Here is a 15,559-nt window from a genome sequence, read left to right on the forward strand (position 1 = left end):
GAAGGCGGGGCCGGGCGCGGGGATCGAGGGGCGCGCGACGGCGCGCGCGCCCCGTCGTGTCACTTGAGCATGCGATCCGCCGCGTCGGGCAGGTATTGCCCGTCGAAATAGAGGCTCGCGTCAGGCTCGTTCTGGAATTCGTAGACCAGCTTCGTCTGCTCGATCGCCGCGGCCATCCGGGCGTCGTCGATGCCGCCCATGCCGTTCTCCATCGCAAACGGCGTGGCGACATTGGCGTCGATGGCCAGTTGCAGGCGACGCTGTTCGAGATCCACATCGCCCGCGGGGTTGCGGTCGATCACGGCCTGCGCGCCCATCGCGGGATCGGCGATGACGTCGGCCCAGCCCTTGGCGACGGCCCGCAGGAAGCCCTTCACGGCATCCGGGTTCTCGGCGGCGAAATCCGTGTTCACGATAATCGCGTTGCCGTAGAGATCGACGCCGTGATCCGCCATCAGGATGGTGACGATGTCGTCCTCGGGCACGCCGAGGCGGACGAGGTTCAGATAGCTCGAGAAGCTGAAGCCCGTGACGCTGTCGACCTCGCCCTCGGCCAGCATCGGCTCGCGTGTCGGGAAGCCCACGGGCTCGACGGTGATGCTGTCGACGTCGAGGTCGTTGGCGGCGGCGAAGATCGGAAACTGTGCCCAGGCGCCGTCGGGCGGCGGCGCGCCCAGCGTCGAGCCGTTGAGCGAGGCGACGTCCGTGATGCCCTGGCTCTTGCGGCCGACGATGGCGAAGGGCGGCTTGTCGTAGACCATCATCACGGCGGTGACCGGCGCGCCTGGGTTCTGGTCGAGAAAGCGCATCAGCGAATTGATGTCGGCGAAGCCCACGGGGAAGGCGCCGGTCGCGACCTTCGGGATGGCGTCGAGCGAGCCTTGGCCCGCGGTGACCTCGACCGACAGGCCCTCGGCTTCGAAATGGCCGTTGTCGATGGCGGCGAAATAGGCGGCGGACGGGCCCTCGAATTTCCAGTCGAGCGCGAAGGGCATCTCGGTCTGGGCCCAGGCCGGGACGGCGAGGGTCAGGGCGGCGGCGAGGCCGGACAGACGTGCGAACATTGGTTTCAACTCCCCAGTTGGATCGGCGCCCGGTTGTGCGCGGGCGGCCCGGCAGGGACCAGCCGCGGGGCCGTCGCCGTTCAGCCTGCGCGCGTCGTTGCTCGGTTTTCAAGCGATTCCCCGAAGTGGCGCCTGATTTCCGGGCAACGCGTCGGGGCTTGCCCGGCCCGGCGGCATCGCCCATTCAGGGCGGATCGCGACGGGAGGAGCCATGAAGATCGCCGAAACGGTTACATTCGGCGGCGGTGGGCTCGACCGCGCCGAAGACCTGCGCCGCCATCCCGAGCTTCTGGCCGAACTGCCGGTGCGCACGCTCCTCCTCTGGCGCGGCAAGCCCTTGGTGCGGGGCGACGCGCTGCATGTGATAGACGGGCCCGCGATGACGGATCACGGGCATCCGGTGCTGGTCGGCAAGATCGACGGGCACGCCCTGATGGCGCGGGACGTGTCGGGGCTGGCGGTCGACGGCGTGGACGAGGAGACGGGCGCCTTCCGCGATCCGACGCGGCAAACCCATCCCGACCTGCCGGACAGCACCGAATTCGCCGAGCTGCGCCAGCTCATGACGCAGCTGACCCCGATCGAGGCCGAGATCGGCGCGACCGCCAAGGGCGTGCTGGAATGGCATCGGACGCACGGGTTCTGCTCCAATTGCGGCACGGCCACGCAGTCGGGAAAGGCCGGATGGATGCGCGGCTGCGCGGGCTGCGGGCGGATGCATTTCCCGCGCACCGATCCGGTGGTCATCATGCTGGTGACGCGGGGCAACCGCGTGCTGCTCGGCCGGTCGCCCGCTTGGCCCGAGGGGTTCTTCTCGTGCCTCGCCGGGTTCATGGAGCCGGGCGAGACGATGGAGGCCGCTGTCCGCCGCGAGGTCTGGGAAGAGACGGGGGTGCATGTCGGACGGGTCGGCTATCTCGCGTCGCAGCCGTGGCCCTTTCCCGGCTCGCTGATGCTGGGCGCCCATGGCGAAGCGACGTCCGATGCCATCGAGATCGACCCCGAGGAGATCGCCGAGGCGATCTGGCTCGAGCGCGAGGAGCTGATGGACGTTTTCGCCGGTACCCATCCGCGGATCACGCCCGCGCGCGAAGGGGCGATCGCGCATTTCCTGTTGCGGAACTGGCTGGCCGACCGGCTGGACTGATCGCGCGTCGATCGCCACCTCCGCGATTGACCCGATCGCGCCCTTCGCAGTATCGGCCCAGCCAGCCCAGCCCCCGTACGAACCCCGGAGTCGCCATGAAATTCGTCGCCGTCGAAGACATCGCCGCCCCGATCGAGCACGTCTGGGCGCGGGTGTCCGATCTCGACCGGTTCGAGGCGCGGATCGCGCCCCGTGTCGGCCGCATGACGCGCAGCCCCGACGGCGAACCTCGGCCGGGCACCGCGTGGTCTGCGCGGGCGGAGGTGGCGGGCAAGAAGCGCGACGTGACCGTCACGCTCAACCAGCTGGACGGGCCGCAGCGCATGGACCTGAGTGCCGCGACCGACGGGATGGACGTGGGCATCGACGTCGCGCTCGAGGCGATGTCGCCGATGCGCACGCGGCTGACCGTGACGACGGAGGCCAAGGCGCGGTCGCTGGCCGCGCGGCTGATGCTGCAATCGGCCAAGCTGGCGCGGCAGACGCTGGCAAAGCGCTACAAGGGCCGCGTCGCCGAGTTCGCGCAGGCAGTCGAGACGGGCTACGGCGCGGGCTGAGACGGGCGCGGCGGGCCGGGATCGGTCGCCGCGAGCGCGGGCCAGTCGGCGATCGCCGTCCACCAATCGGCCAAAGCGGGGCGGCGCGCCACGCGGTCAGCCCCCTCGGGGGCCTGCACGAAGGCCGCGACCATCGGCGCGAGATGGCAATCGGCCAGAGTGATTGCCGTGCCGTCCAGCACGAGCCCTTCGGCGGCCACGGCGTCCAGCGCGTCGAGCACCGGCCCGGCGGCGGCCAGCCCGTCCGCGATGGCGTCCGGGTCGGCGGCCACGCCCATCGCGGAGCGGAAGACGGCATGGGAATAGACGCCGCGCACCATCGGGCGATAGGCGTAGGCATCGACGATCGAGATGACCTGCGCCATCCGCGCCGCGGCGCGGGCGTCGGCGGGCACCATCGGCGGGCCGGGAAAGGCCGCATCGACATAGCGTGTGATCGCCGCCGTCTCGTAGATCGTGGTGTCGCCATGGACGAGGATCGGCACCCGCCCGAACGGATGCAGCCGGCCCAGCGCGGGGTCGGGCGGATCGGCGAAGGGGTCGATCTCGGCCGTGGCATGGTCGACGCCCTTGGCACAGAGCGCGAGGCGGGCGACGCGGGTATAGACGCTGTAGCGGTAGCCGTAGAGGACCACCGCGTCTGTCACGCCGCGCCGCCGCCTTCGAAATGCTCCGGATCGGCGGGATAGACCCCGAGGATGTCGAGCGCCGAGGTGAAGTAGCGCAGTTCCTCGAGGGCGCGGGCGACGGGCGGGTCGTCGGGATGCCCTTCGATATCGGCGTAGAACTGGGTCGCGGTGAAGACGCCGTCGACCATGTAGCTCTCGAGCTTGGTCATGTTGACGCCGTTGGTCGCGAAGCCGCCCATCGCCTTGTAGAGCGCGGCGGGGATGTTGCGGACGCGGAAGACGAAGGTCGTCTTGATCGGCCCCGAGCTAGGCGCGGCGCGGGTCGGATCGCGCGACATGATGAGAAAGCGCGTGGTGTTGCGGTCGTGGTCCTCGATATGCCTTGCCAGCACGTCGAGCCCGTAGATGTGACCCGCCATCTCGGAGGCGAGCGCGGCCTCGGCGGGATCACCGGCCGCGGCGATCTGCTTGGCGGACCCGGCGGTGTCCGCGCCGATCCGGGGGCGGATGCCATGGGTCCCGAGGAAGTGGCGGCACTGGCCCAGAAGCACGGTGTGGGATTGCGCGACCCGCACGTCCTCGAGCCGCGTGCCGGGCACGGCGAGGAGGTTGATATGCACGCGCACGAAGGCCTCCTCGATGATGTGGAGGCCGGAATGGGGCAGCAGCGAATGGATGTCGGCCACGCGCCCGTAGGTCGAGTTCTCGACCGGCAGCATGGCCAGGTCGGCCGTGCCGTCGCGGACGGCGGCGATGGCGTCCTCGAAGGTCGGGCAGGGCAGGGGATCGTGATCGGGCCGCGCCTCGTGGCAGGCCTGGTGCGAATAGGCGCCCAGCTCCCCCTGGAAGGCAATCGTCGACATCGTTGAACCCTCGCGGCGCTGGTGCGTTTGGTCGCGGGGACGCCACTTGCTTCCCCGGCCCGAGTTCACATACATACCCGCGAGCCCAGACGCGAGAGAGTGCAGCATATGGATACGATGACGATCACCAAGGCCGGCGGCGCGATTTGCGGGTCACTTCTGATCGCACTGCTGGGTTTGTGGTTCGCCGAGGGGCTTTATCATTCGGACACGGGTCACGGCGAAGAGCATGCTGCGGGCTATGCGATCATCGTCGAGAGCGAGGATGCCGGGGCCGACGTGGACGATGCCGTCCCCGAGGCCCCCTTCGAAGAGGTCTACGTCAACGCCTCCGCTGACGCGGGAGAGCGTCTCTGGCGGCAATGTTCGGCCTGTCACCAGCTCGAAGCCGGCGCGAATGCGACCGGCCCCTATCTTCACGGTGTCGTTGGACGGGCCAAGCATTCCGTCGATGGCTACGACTATTCCGATGCGCTCCTGTCACAGGATGGCGAATGGACGCCGGAGAACATCTCGGCCTTCCTCGAGAACCCGCGTGAATACGCGCCGGGCACCAAGATGGCCTACCGCGGCATGGAAGATGTCGAGGACCGGGCGAACCTGATCGCCTATCTCGCGACCTTCGGCGGCTGAGATCCGCCCCCGACATGCAGCGGGGCTGTCCATCGGGGCGGCCCTTTTCGCGCGCCTTTCCCCGTGGCGCCAATGCCCTATCTCACGCACTGGTGAATCGAACGGGTCGCCGCGCCCCTTGCGCCCGGTCGCGCCCGCTCTTTACCTGTTCGCCAACCTTTAGGGAGGGCCTGTCCATGCTCGCACGTGCCGCCGCCATCGCCATTCTCGCCGCCGCCCCCGCCGCGGCCCAGGAGAATGTCACCGTCAGCCACGGCTACACGAATTTCGGCGAGCTCAAATACGGCCCCGACGAGGTGCTGGCCTACGTCAATCCCGATGCGCCCAAGGGCGGCGAGATCAGCCTCGCGACGCTGGCCACCTTCGACAGCTTCAACCCCTACGCGCGCAAGGGCGTGGCGGAATCGACCGCCGCCGATCTGGTCTACGAGCGGATCATGTTTTCGGCCGCCGACGATCCTTACGGCACCTACTGCTATCTCTGCACGACAATCGAATATCCCGACGACCTCGAATGGCTAATCATCAACTTGCGCGAGGACGTGACCTTCTCGGACGGCACGCCGATGACCGCCGAGGACGTGGTGTTCACCGCGAACCTCTTCCTCGAACAGGGCATCCCGGAGTTCCGGCAGGCGATCGGCAACTTCTTCTCGAAGATCGAGGCGACCGGCCCCTACCAGGTCCGCTACGAGTTCGGGCCCGATGCCGACTTCCGGACGCGCGTGGCGCAATCCGGTGCCTGGGTCGCGTGGTCGAAGGCGTGGTTCGAGGAGAGCGGCCAGCGCCTTGACGATAGCTCCGACCGGCCCTTCCTCGGAACCGGGCCATATGTGCTCGACCGGGTCGATATGGGGCGCAACGTCGTCTACCGGAAGGATCCCGACTGGTGGGGCGCGGACGTGCCGTCGAATGTCGGGCGGCACAATTTCGATGCCGTCCGGATCGAGGCGTTTCTCGATCAGACCGCCGCGCTCGAAGCGTTTAAGGCGGGCGAGTACACCGTGCGCACGCCCGGATCGGCGCGCGAATGGGCGGTCGACTACAACTTCCCGGCGGTCGAACGGGGTGACGTGATCGCCGAGACGATCCCCGACGGCGGCATCGACGCGGCGCGCGGACTGGCCTTCAACCTGCGCCGCGAGAAGTGGCAGGATCCACGGGTGCGCGACGCGGTGCGGATGCTCTTCAACTTCGAATGGTCGAACGAGACGCTGTTCAACGGTCTCTACGAGCGGCCCTATTCCGTCTGGGGCAATTCCGACCTGGCCGCCGACGGCCCGCCCACGCCGGGCGAGCTGGCCGTGCTGGAGCCGCTGGTCGCCGAGGGCCTGCTGGACGAGGCGATCCTGACCGAGGACGCCGTCATGCCGCCGGTCAGCGATCCGTCGGGCAACGCGCCCGACCGCCGCACCCGCCGCGAGGCAACGCGGCTTCTGGCCGAAGCCGGCTGGACCGTGGGCGATGACGGCCTTCTGCGCAACGAGGCGGGCGAGACGCTGACGCTTTCGATCATCCAGTTCGACGCCAATCTCGACCGGGTGATGAACCCGTTCATCCAGAACCTGCGCCTTGTCGGGATCGACGCAAGCCTGCGCCGCACGGACACGTCGCAATATGTCGAGCTGCGCCGCAACCGCGACTGGGACCTGTCGAACATCATTCCGGGGCAGGGATACGAGCCGGGGCCGGGCCTCGTGCAATGGTTCGGCAGCGAGACGCGCGAGGACAGCAGCCGCAATATCATGGGTCTCGCCGATCCGGCGGTCGACAGCCTGATCGAGTCGGTCGTCGTCTCGGACACGCTCGACGATCTGCGCGACCGCACGCGCGCGCTTGATCGGGTGCTGCGCGCCCATGGCTTCTGGCTGGCGCAGTGGGAGAACCGGGACATCTGGGTGGCCTACTGGAACCAGTACGGGCGGCCCGATCCGCTGCCGCCGCTGGCGGTCGGCCTTCTGGATTTCTGGTGGTACGAGGCCGAGAAGGCCGAAGCCCTGCGGGCCTCCGGGGCGCTGTAACCTCCCGATGGGCGCCTACATTCTCCGACGTCTGTTGCTCATGATCCCGACGCTGCTCGGGATCATGATCATCAACTTCACGCTGGTGCAGTTCGTGCCGGGCGGCCCGGTCGAGCAGATCCTCGCCCAGCTCGAGGGTGGTGGCGACGTCTTCGGCAACATCTCCGGCGCCTCGACCGAGCTGCAGGAGGGTCAGGGCCAGGGCAACAACTCGGGCTATGCCGGCGCCCAGGGTCTGCCGCAGGAATTCATCGACGAGCTGGAGGCCCAGTTCGGTTTCGACAAGCCGCCGCTGGAGCGGTTCCTCAACATGATGTGGGACTACATGCGGTTCGACTTCGGCGAGAGCTACTTCCGCTCGATCTCGGTCGTGGACCTCGTGATCGAGAAGATGCCCGTATCGATCACGCTGGGCCTCTGGTCGACGCTGATCGCCTACCTCATTTCGATCCCGCTGGGTATCCGCAAGGCCGTGCGCGACGGCTCGGGCTTCGACACCTGGACCTCGGGCGTCGTGATCGTGGCCTACGCCATTCCCGGCTTCCTCTTCGCGATTCTGCTTCTGGTCGTCTTCGCGGGGGGCAGCTACCTGCAATGGTTCCCGCTGCGCGGCCTGACCTCGGACAATTTCGAGACGCTCTCGCCGATCGGCAAGGCGCTCGATTACCTGCACCACATCGCGCTGCCGGTGCTGGCCTCGACCATCTCGGCCTTCGCGGGGCTGACGCTCCTGACGAAGAACTCGTTCCTCGACGAGATCCGCAAGCAATACGTCGTCACCGCCAAGGCCAAGGGCCTGCCGGAAAGCCGCGTCCTTTACGGGCACGTCTTCCGCAACGCGATGCTGATCGTGATCTCGGGTTTCCCGGCGCTCTTCGTCAGCGTGTTCTTCGGCGGCTCGCTCATCATCGAGACGATCTTCTCGCTGGACGGGCTGGGACGGCTGGGCTTCGAGGCCGCGGTCAGCCGCGATTACCCGGTGATGTTCGGCACGCTCTTCACCTTCTCGCTGATCGGGCTGGTCATGGGGCTGATCACGGACCTGACCTATATCTGGATCGACCCCCGGATCGACTTCGAGAGCCGGGAGGCCTGACGCCGTGGCCCTCTCCCCCCTCAACCAGCGGCGGCTGCGCAACTTCCGCAAGAACCGGCGCGCCGTCTGGTCGCTGGCGATCTTCACGGTGCTGTTCGGGCTGAGCCTGATCGCCGAGCTCATCGCCAACGACAAGCCGCTCCTCGTCTCGTATCGGGGCGAGTTGCACGTGCCGGTCTTCGCGTTCTATCCCGAGACGGCGTTCGGCGGCGATTTCCAGACCGAGGCGGCCTATACCGATATCGAGGTCCAGTGCCTGATCGTGTCGGGCGGCCTTGAGGATTGCTTCGACGACCCCGAGGGCGTCATCGCCGAGGTCGAGGCGACGAACGCCGTCGCGGGCGAGCCGGTCGAGGCGGGGTGGATCCTCTGGCCGCTCATTCCCTACAGCTACAACACGGTGAACGACATCGACGGCGCGGCGCCCTCGGCCCCCGACGGCCAGCACCTGCTGGGCACCGACGACACTGCGCGCGACGTGCTGGCAAGGGTGATCTACGGCTTCCGCCTCTCGGTCATGTTCGCGCTGATCGTAACGCTGCTGACCTCGGTCATCGGCATTGCGGCGGGGGCGGTACAGGGCTTCTTCGGCGGCTGGACGGACCTCATCTTCCAGCGGATCATCGAGATCCTGGGCGGGGTGCCGAGCCTCTACATCATCATCATCGTGGCCGCGATCATACCGATGAACTTCTGGCTGCTGGTCGGGCTGTCGGTCCTGTTCGGCTGGACGGCGCTGGTGGGCGTGGTGCGGGCCGAGTTCCTGCGTGCGCGCAACTTCGAATACGTCCGCGCCGCCCGCGCGCTGGGCGTCGGCAACGGCACGATCATGTTCCGACACGTTCTGCCCAACGCGATGGTCGCGACGCTGACCTTCCTGCCGTTCCTCGTCACGGGCTCGATCGCGGGGCTGGCCTCGCTCGATTTCCTCGGCTTCGGCCTGCCCTCCTCGGCGCCGTCGCTGGGCGAGTTGACGCTGCAAGCCAAGCAGAACCTGCAGGCCCCGTGGCTGGCCTTCACGGCCTTCTTCACCTTCGCGATCATGCTGTCGCTGCTGGTCTTCATCTTCGAGGGCGTCCGCGATGCCTTCGATCCGCGGAAGACCTTCGCATGACCGCGCTTCTCGAGGTCCGCGACCTGCGCATCGCCTTCCGCCAAGACGGCGTGACGACCGAAGCGGTTCGCGGCGTGTCCTTCACCGTCGAGAAGGGCGAGACCGTGGCCCTCGTGGGCGAGAGCGGGAGCGGCAAGTCGATCACGGCGCTCTCGACCGTCTCGCTCCTGCCCGACAGTGCGCAGGTCTCGGGATCGGTGACCTATGACGGCGCGCAGATGATCGGGGCCGACGAGGCCGAGCTGCGCCGCGTGCGCGGCAACGATGTCAGCTTCATCTTTCAGGAGCCGATGACCTCGCTCAACCCGCTGCACACGATCGAGAAGCAGCTCGCCGAGTCGATCCGCCTGCACCAGGGGCTTGAGGGCGACGCGGTGCGCGCGAAGATTCTCGACCTGCTCGACAAGGTCGGCATTCAGGACGCCGAGAGCCGGTTGCCCTCCTATCCGCACCAGCTGTCCGGCGGGCAGCGGCAGCGGGTCATGATCGCCATGGCGCTGGCCAACGGGCCGGAGCTTCTGGTCGCGGACGAGCCGACGACGGCGCTGGACGTGACGATCCAGGCGCAGATCCTCGAACTCCTCGCCGATCTCAAGCGCGAGGAGGGCATGTCGATGCTCTTCATCACCCATGATCTCGGGATCGTGCGGCGCTTCGCCGACCGGGTCTGCGTGATGGAGAAGGGGGTCATCGTCGAGACCGGCCCCGTGGCCGAGATCTTCGACCGGCCACAGCATCCCTATACGCGGAAGCTTCTGGCCGCCGAGCCGACCGGGCGACCCGATCCGGTGCCCGCAGACGCGCCCGAGATCGTGTCGACCGAGCACCTGAAGGTCTGGTTCCCGATCCAGAAGGGCCTCCTGAAACGGACGGCGGGTTACGTGAAGGCCGTCAACGACGCGACGCTGAGCGTGCGCGCGGGCGAGACGGTGGGCATCGTCGGCGAGAGCGGGTCGGGCAAGACGACGCTGGCGCTGGCGATCATGCGGCTGATTTCGTCCGAGGGCGCGATCACGCTGGAGGGCCGCCGCATCGACGGGTTGAAGTCCAAGGCCTTGCGCCCGCTCCGCCAAGCGATGCAGATCGTGTTCCAGGACCCCTACGGCTCGCTCAGCCCGCGCATGACGGTGGCCGAGATCGTGGCCGAGGGTCTCAAGCTGCACGACACGGGCGATACGCGCCCCCACCGCGACCAGGTGGCCGAGATCCTGACCGAGGTGGGCATCGACCCCGCCGCGATGGACCGGTACCCGCACGAGTTCTCGGGCGGGCAGCGGCAGCGGATCGCTATCGCGCGGGCCATGATCCTGCGCCCGAAGCTCGTCGTGCTGGATGAGCCGACCAGCGCGCTCGACCAGACGGTGCAGGTGCAGGTGGTGGAACTGCTGCGCGACCTGCAGGCGAAGTATGGCCTCGCCTATCTCTTCATCAGTCACGATCTGAAGGTCGTGCGCGCGCTCAGCCACAAGGTGATGGTGATGAAGCGCGGCGACGTGGTCGAGTCTGGCGACGCGGCCCAAATCTTCGACGCGCCCGCCGACCCCTATACGCGCGCGCTGATGGCGGCGGCGTTCGATCTTAAGGCGGCGGAGGCGATCCCGGCCTGACGGGGGTCTAGCTGCCCTGAACGACGTCGCAATCGACTTCGCGGGCGCGCAGCCGGGTGCAGGCGCGCTCGGCCTCGCGTTCCGACAGCCCGACGAAGCTGGGGTCATAGCCGCCCTGAGCCTGGTTCACCTGTCGCAGCGCGTCGTCGAGCGTGTCGAGCTCCTGCAGCGCCGTCCGCAGCAGAAGCTTGTCGGCCGCCGAGCGCGACGGCTGGCGACTGAGCGAGATCGCGAAGACGCGCCCGCCGGATGTCGAGGCGCGGGTGACGACCTCGCGCGGGGCGGGGACCGCGGCCTGTTCCTCGATCGCGACGGGGCGCGGCGCGGGCGTCACGGTCGAGGGAAGCGTCGCCGAGGCGAAGAGCTGGACACCGAGGGTCCCGCGCATGATCGGGCGGACCGACACCGCGGGCGCCGAGGGGCCGGGCCGCGATGCGCCGTTATAGACGGGCAGGGCGGGGCGCCGTTCGGTCACGTGCCGGGGCGCGCGGTCGAAGCCCATGTCCAGAAGCTCGGCGATGCGCGCGTTGCGCGCCGCCGTCGAGCGGCCGCCGAAGACCGTGGCGATGATCCGAACCCCGCCCCGCTCGGCCGAGGAGACGAGGTTGAAGCCCGCCGCGCGGGTGTAGCCGGTCTTGATGCCGTCCGCGCCGCGATAGGCCGCCAAGAGCTTGCGGTTTGTGTTGCGCACCTGGGTGATGCCCGCATCGGTCGAGACCCGCGAGAAGAGGTTGTAATATTGAGGATAATCGTAAAACAGCCGCCGTCCCATCGTGGTCATGTCGCGGGCGGTGCTGAGATGGCCCGACTGCGTGAGGCCGTGGGCGTTGTGGAAGGTCGTCGATCCCATCCCGAGGGCGCGGGCGGTGCGGGTCATGCGCTCGGCGAAGGCCTGCTCCGAGCCGCTGATCGCCTCGCCGATGGCAGTCGCGGCGTCGTTGGCGGATTTCACGGCGGCGGCGCGGATCAGGTAGCGAAAGGCGATCTTCTGTCCGGCGCGCAGGCCCAGCTTCGAGGGCTGTTCATTGGCGGCGTTGCGCGAGATTCGGACCTCGGTGTCCAGCGTGATCTCGCCCAGGCGCACGGCCTCGAAGGCGACGTAAAGCGTCATCATCTTCGTCAGCGAGGCGGGATGCAGGCGTGCGTCGGCATTGCGCGACCGGAGAACCTCGCCGGTGCGTGCGTCGATCACCATCTCCGCATAAGGCGCGGCCTGCGCCGGAAGGGCCAGGAGAAGGGCGACGATAAGCGGCATCAGACCCCCGAGGGCCCGCTGGATCATTGTCATGGTGCGACTGCTCTGTCTGCCGTACGGGCCGACTTTGCGTCGGTCCCAATTGCTATGAGGGTAACCGCAGGCGGGCCCCGGAATCCACCCTCGAACGGTCTTGCCCCGAAATTACCCCGATCTGTTGCGGGATCCCCAGATGTGGGGTCAGGGCGGCGTTCGGCCTACCAATCCCGGCGTGGAATGTGGCAGGATCGTGGCACCGGACGCCCCCCATGTGGCCCGGGCGACTCTACGCACGAATGGATCGACCATGACCGAGACCTCGACCCCCCGCGCCGCCGCGGCCCCCGACCATGCCAGGCGCGAGGCCGCGGCTTGGTTTCGCACGCTGCGCGACCGAATCGTCGCGGCCTTCGAGGCGCTCGAGGACGTGGCCAGCCCCCATGCCGATATGCCCGCCGGACGGTTCGAGGTGACGCCCACGACACGCAGCTCCGACGACGGCTCGGACGCAGGCGGCGGGATCATGTCGGTGATGCGGGGCGGTCGGCATTTCGAGAAGGTCGGCGTCAACTGGTCCGAGGTGCACGGGACGCTCGCGCCGCGCGCACAGAAGGCGATGGCGGCGCGGGGCGTGCCGGGCATGGCCGAGGATCCCCGCTTCTGGGCCAGCGGCATCAGCCTCGTGGCGCATATGCGCAACCCGCACGTGCCTGCGGTCCACATGAACACGCGAATGTTCTGGACGCCCCATGCGTGGTGGTTCGGCGGCGGGTCCGACCTGAACCCCGCGATCGAGTATTCCGAGGACACGGCACATTTCCACGGCGAGATGCAGGCCGCCTGCGACGCCCACGAAGCGGGACGCTACGACCGGCTGAAGGAATGGGCCGACGAGTATTTCTATGTCCCCCACCGGGGCCGGGCGCGGGGCGTGGGCGGTATCTTCTACGATGATCTCAACACGGGCGACTGGGACGCGGATTTCGCCTTCACTCGATCCGTGGGCGAGCATTTCCTGCCCGCCTTCGAGCCGTTGGTGGTCAAGCGCCGGGACCAGCCCTGGACCGAGGCCGACAAGGACGCGCAGCTCGTACATCGCGGGCTCTATGCCGAGTACAACCTCGTCTATGACCGGGGCACCAAGTTCGGGCTCGAGACGGGGCATGATGCAAATGCCGTCCTGATGAGCTTGCCGCCGCTGGCCAAGTGGATCTGACCTAGGCCCAGACCGCCCTGAAGTCGCAGGCGTAGCCCTCGCCGTTGAGCCGACCCCCGGTGGCGGCGATCGCGCCCAGCCGGCCCCATTCGTCGCCGCATTTGGCCGAGGCCCCGTTGCCGCCGCAAAGCACGGTCACCCGGTCCGAGAGCCGTTCGATATAGGGATAGCCCGTCGCGCTCCAGACCACGGCGCAGGGGCCGGGCATCGTCCGGACGGTGGTGAGGCCCGGCAGGACGGCGCGCATCTCGGCCAGCAGGCGGTCGGCGACCGCGGCGTCCCCACCCGAACGGAACCACGCGGTCATGTCAGCGGCGCTCTCGATCCGGGGGCTGTCGACCTGGCCGCCGATCTTGAGATAGAGCTTTCCGTCCGGGTAGCGCACGGGCGGCAGCATGTAGAGGTCGTGGTCCCAGCCCTCGGGCGCCCAGATGACCGACGGCATGGCGGCGAGCCGCGCGCCCTCGGCCTCCGAGAGTTCCGCGAAGGCGATGGTGCGGGCCCAGACCTTGAGGGCGGGCCGCGCTGGCAGCAGCCCGTCCGAAGCGGCATGGGGGCCTGTGGCGACGATCACATGATCCGCCCCGATCCGCGTCCCGTCGGCCAGCGTCACCGTGCTGTCATCCCGCGCGCGGGCGTGCTGCGTGTAGAGGGTCGCACCGGCCTGCACCGCGAGCGCCTGGCTTGCCTGCCGCATGGCGCGGGGATCCATCCAGCCGCCGCTGGTCGCCTCGTAGCTCGCGATCGAACCTGGTGGCAGTGCCAGGCCGAGGCGGGCCCGGACCTCCGCGGTGTCGAGCATCGTCGCGCCGGGCACACCCGCCGCGACCTGCCGAAAGCCGCGTGTCCAATCGGCGAGCGGGCCGTCGGTCGGCCCGGCCATCAATGCGCCGGTCTCGTGGAATATACGTTGGCCCGACCGCGCCTCGAGGTCGGCGTAGCGCGCGATGGCACGGGCCGAGGCCAGCGCCCAGTCGGGATCGGCAGCGACATGGCGGGTGATGCGCGCGGCGTCGAAATGGCTGCCGAACGGGCCGGTCCAGCTCTGGACGTCTTCGGGTTCCGGGGCGGCAACAAGGGCGACGGATCGCCCCGTCTCGGCCAGATAGCGGGCGCAGGGGGCACCCATCATGCCGCCGCCGATCACGATGAAATCGTAGCTGTCCATGGCGCCTCAACCGATCGCTTGCCCGCGCGCCAGCCTGCCACGGCTTGGCCGGCCGGTCATCCCGTCCTCTGGCCGCAAAATACCTTCGGGGGTCGGCAGGGGGCAGACGGCCCCCTGACCGGGGAGCGCGAGGGGCTGGCCCCTCGCCCCCGCCCGTTCAGCTTGCGGGAACGGAGGCCGTCTCGCGCAGGGTCTCGATCATCAGCGCGACGTTGTCGGGATCCGCGTCGGGCGTGATGCCATGCCCGAGGTTGAAGATATGCGGCCCGCCCGAGAGCGCGTCGCGGATGCGCCGGACCTCGGAGACGAGAGCCTCGCCCCCGGTGACCATGTGCGACGACTTGAGATTGCCCTGCACGCAGCCGTCGGGCTGGACGTGTTCGGCGACCCAGGCGGCGTCGACGCTGTCATCGACCGCCACGCAATCGGCCCCGGTCGCGGCATGAAAGCCGATATAGCCGTCGCCCGCCTCGCGCGGGAAGGCGATGACCGGCAGGCCGGGGTGGCGGGCCTTCAGCTCGGATATGATGCGCTTGGCGGGGGCGACCGCGTATTTCGCGAAATCGTCGCCCTTCAGCGACCCGGCCCAGCTATCGAAGATCTTCACGACCTCGGCGCCGGCCTGCACCTGCTGGTCGAGATATTCGATCGTGGCCTCGGTAATGCGGTCGAGCAGCGCCTCGAAGGTCGCGCGATCACCGTCCTTCAGGGCATGGGCCGGAGCCTGGTCGGGCGTGCCGCGCCCGGCGATCATGTAGGTCGCGACCGTCCAGGGCGCGCCCGCGAAGCCGATCAGCGCCACCTCGGACGGCAGGGCCGAGGCGAGGTTGCGCACGGTCTGGTAGACCGGGGCGAGCGTGTCGTGGATGTCGTCGCCGCCCTTCAGCGCGGCCACGCCCTCGGGTCCGGTGATGGTCGAGAGGCGCGGGCCCTCGCCGGTGACGAACCAGAGATCGGCCCCCAGCGCCTGCGGCACCAGGAGGATGTCCGCGAAGAGGATCGCCGCGTCGAACCCGAAGCGGCGGATCGGCTGCAACGTCACCTCGGTCGCAAGGTCCGGGTTGTAGCAGAGCGACAGGAAATCCCCGGCCTCCGCCCGCGTCGCCTTGTATTCCGGAAGGTAGCGGCCCGCCTGTCGCATCATCCAGATCGGCGGCACGGGCAGGGTCTCTCCGGCGAGGGAGCGCAGCAGGGTTTTCATGGGGGCAGG

14 protein-coding genes are annotated in these 15,559 nt (G+C 68.6%); 8 read left to right on the forward strand and 6 right to left on the reverse strand.

Going from position 1 to position 15,559, the window contains the following annotated elements; genetic code table 11:
- Positions 1–59 precede the first annotated feature (59 nt).
- Positions 60–1,064 (reverse strand): ABC transporter substrate-binding protein, encoded by a 1,005-nt coding sequence (locus Q0833_RS02290; protein ID WP_298429836.1) that lies wholly within the window; start codon positions 1,062–1,064, stop codon positions 60–62.
- A 211-nt stretch (positions 1,065–1,275) separates the two neighbouring features.
- On the opposite strand from Q0833_RS02290, the gene nudC reads away from it, so the two are divergent.
- Complete coding sequence (nudC, locus tag Q0833_RS02295; protein WP_298429838.1) at positions 1,276–2,211, forward strand: NAD(+) diphosphatase; 936 nt, start codon at positions 1,276–1,278, stop codon at positions 2,209–2,211.
- A gap of 95 nt (positions 2,212–2,306) precedes the next feature.
- Entirely contained in the window at positions 2,307–2,768 is a 462-nt protein-coding gene (locus tag Q0833_RS02300; protein ID WP_298429840.1) for an SRPBCC family protein, read from the forward strand.
- On the opposite strand, the gene Q0833_RS02305 is transcribed toward Q0833_RS02300, so the two are convergent.
- Both Q0833_RS02305 and Q0833_RS02310 read right to left on the reverse strand, forming a co-directional pair.
- Entirely contained in the window at positions 2,753–3,415 is a 663-nt protein-coding gene (locus Q0833_RS02305; protein ID WP_298429842.1) for a glutathione S-transferase family protein, read from the reverse strand. The two genes, Q0833_RS02300 and Q0833_RS02305, sit on opposite strands and share 16 nt — an antisense overlap.
- The gene (locus Q0833_RS02310) at positions 3,412–4,260 is read right to left on the reverse strand and encodes a prephenate dehydratase (RefSeq protein ID WP_298429844.1); all 849 of its coding nucleotides are present in this window, start codon (positions 4,258–4,260) and stop codon (positions 3,412–3,414) included. The genes Q0833_RS02305 and Q0833_RS02310 overlap by 4 nt, the downstream gene beginning before the upstream one ends.
- A gap of 108 nt (positions 4,261–4,368) precedes the next feature.
- On the opposite strand from Q0833_RS02310, the gene Q0833_RS02315 reads away from it, so the two are divergent.
- The 5 genes from Q0833_RS02315 (at position 4,369) to Q0833_RS02335 (ending at position 10,731) form a co-directional block, all read left to right on the forward strand.
- Positions 4,369–4,893, forward strand: coding sequence for a cytochrome c family protein (locus tag Q0833_RS02315; protein ID WP_298429846.1), 525 nt, complete (start codon positions 4,369–4,371; stop codon positions 4,891–4,893).
- 176 nt (positions 4,894–5,069) lie between these two features.
- The gene (locus Q0833_RS02320) at positions 5,070–6,914 is read left to right on the forward strand and encodes an extracellular solute-binding protein (protein ID WP_298429848.1); all 1,845 of its coding nucleotides are present in this window, start codon (positions 5,070–5,072) and stop codon (positions 6,912–6,914) included.
- 7 nt (positions 6,915–6,921) lie between these two features.
- Positions 6,922–8,010 carry a microcin C ABC transporter permease YejB gene (locus tag Q0833_RS02325; RefSeq protein WP_298429850.1) on the forward strand — a complete coding sequence of 363 codons (1,089 nt, stop codon included), beginning with the start codon at positions 6,922–6,924 and terminating at the stop codon, positions 8,008–8,010.
- Positions 8,011–8,014: 4 nt separating this feature from the next.
- Positions 8,015–9,124 carry an ABC transporter permease gene (locus tag Q0833_RS02330; RefSeq protein WP_298429852.1) on the forward strand — a complete coding sequence of 370 codons (1,110 nt, stop codon included), beginning with the start codon at positions 8,015–8,017 and terminating at the stop codon, positions 9,122–9,124.
- The gene (locus Q0833_RS02335; protein WP_298429854.1) at positions 9,121–10,731 is read left to right on the forward strand and encodes an ABC transporter ATP-binding protein; all 1,611 of its coding nucleotides are present in this window, start codon (positions 9,121–9,123) and stop codon (positions 10,729–10,731) included. Before Q0833_RS02330 ends, Q0833_RS02335 begins: the two co-directional genes overlap by 4 nt.
- A gap of 7 nt (positions 10,732–10,738) precedes the next feature.
- Here the strand turns inward: Q0833_RS02335 and Q0833_RS02340 are convergent, their stop codons facing one another.
- Positions 10,739–11,986: a D-alanyl-D-alanine carboxypeptidase family protein gene (locus Q0833_RS02340; protein ID WP_298429856.1), complete on the reverse strand. Its 1,248-nt coding sequence runs from the start codon at positions 11,984–11,986 to the stop codon at positions 10,739–10,741.
- Positions 11,987–12,272: 286 nt separating this feature from the next.
- On the opposite strand from Q0833_RS02340, the gene hemF reads away from it, so the two are divergent.
- A complete protein-coding gene (gene hemF, locus Q0833_RS02345; RefSeq protein WP_298429858.1) occupies positions 12,273–13,181 on the forward strand; it encodes an oxygen-dependent coproporphyrinogen oxidase in 909 nt (302 codons plus the stop codon).
- A gap of 1 nt (position 13,182) precedes the next feature.
- Here hemF and Q0833_RS02350 read toward each other — a convergent pair whose 3' ends face one another.
- Both Q0833_RS02350 and hemE read right to left on the reverse strand, forming a co-directional pair.
- A complete protein-coding gene (locus Q0833_RS02350) occupies positions 13,183–14,349 on the reverse strand; it encodes an FAD-binding oxidoreductase (protein ID WP_298429860.1) in 1,167 nt (388 codons plus the stop codon).
- 157 nt (positions 14,350–14,506) lie between these two features.
- Complete coding sequence (gene hemE, locus Q0833_RS02355; protein ID WP_298429862.1) at positions 14,507–15,550, reverse strand: uroporphyrinogen decarboxylase; 1,044 nt, start codon at positions 15,548–15,550, stop codon at positions 14,507–14,509.
- Positions 15,551–15,559 lie beyond the last annotated feature (9 nt).

It is taken from the genome of uncultured Jannaschia sp., from assembly GCF_947503795.1.
Taxonomy (GTDB): domain Bacteria; phylum Pseudomonadota; class Alphaproteobacteria; order Rhodobacterales; family Rhodobacteraceae; genus Jannaschia.

What these genes read in the sequence shown, in the direction of transcription:
- Q0833_RS02300 (WP_298429840.1), top strand. Translation starts at nt 2,307, where the DNA reads ATGAAATTCGTCGCCGTCGAAGACATCGCCGCCCCGATCGAGCACGTC.
- Q0833_RS02350 (WP_298429860.1), bottom strand. Translation starts at nt 14,349, where the DNA reads ATGGACAGCTACGATTTCATCGTGATCGGCGGCGGCATGATGGGTGCC.
- Q0833_RS02290 (WP_298429836.1), bottom strand. Translation starts at nt 1,064, where the DNA reads ATGTTCGCACGTCTGTCCGGCCTCGCCGCCGCCCTGACCCTCGCCGTC.
- hemF (WP_298429858.1), top strand. Translation starts at nt 12,273, where the DNA reads ATGACCGAGACCTCGACCCCCCGCGCCGCCGCGGCCCCCGACCATGCC.
- Q0833_RS02340 (WP_298429856.1), bottom strand. Translation starts at nt 11,986, where the DNA reads ATGCCGCTTATCGTCGCCCTTCTCCTGGCCCTTCCGGCGCAGGCCGCG.
- nudC (WP_298429838.1), top strand. Translation starts at nt 1,276, where the DNA reads ATGAAGATCGCCGAAACGGTTACATTCGGCGGCGGTGGGCTCGACCGC.
- Q0833_RS02325 (WP_298429850.1), top strand. Translation starts at nt 6,922, where the DNA reads ATGGGCGCCTACATTCTCCGACGTCTGTTGCTCATGATCCCGACGCTG.
- Q0833_RS02310 (WP_298429844.1), bottom strand. Translation starts at nt 4,260, where the DNA reads ATGTCGACGATTGCCTTCCAGGGGGAGCTGGGCGCCTATTCGCACCAG.
- Q0833_RS02320 (WP_298429848.1), top strand. Translation starts at nt 5,070, where the DNA reads ATGCTCGCACGTGCCGCCGCCATCGCCATTCTCGCCGCCGCCCCCGCC.
- hemE (WP_298429862.1), bottom strand. Translation starts at nt 15,550, where the DNA reads ATGAAAACCCTGCTGCGCTCCCTCGCCGGAGAGACCCTGCCCGTGCCG.
- Q0833_RS02335 (WP_298429854.1), top strand. Translation starts at nt 9,121, where the DNA reads ATGACCGCGCTTCTCGAGGTCCGCGACCTGCGCATCGCCTTCCGCCAA.
- Q0833_RS02315 (WP_298429846.1), top strand. Translation starts at nt 4,369, where the DNA reads ATGGATACGATGACGATCACCAAGGCCGGCGGCGCGATTTGCGGGTCA.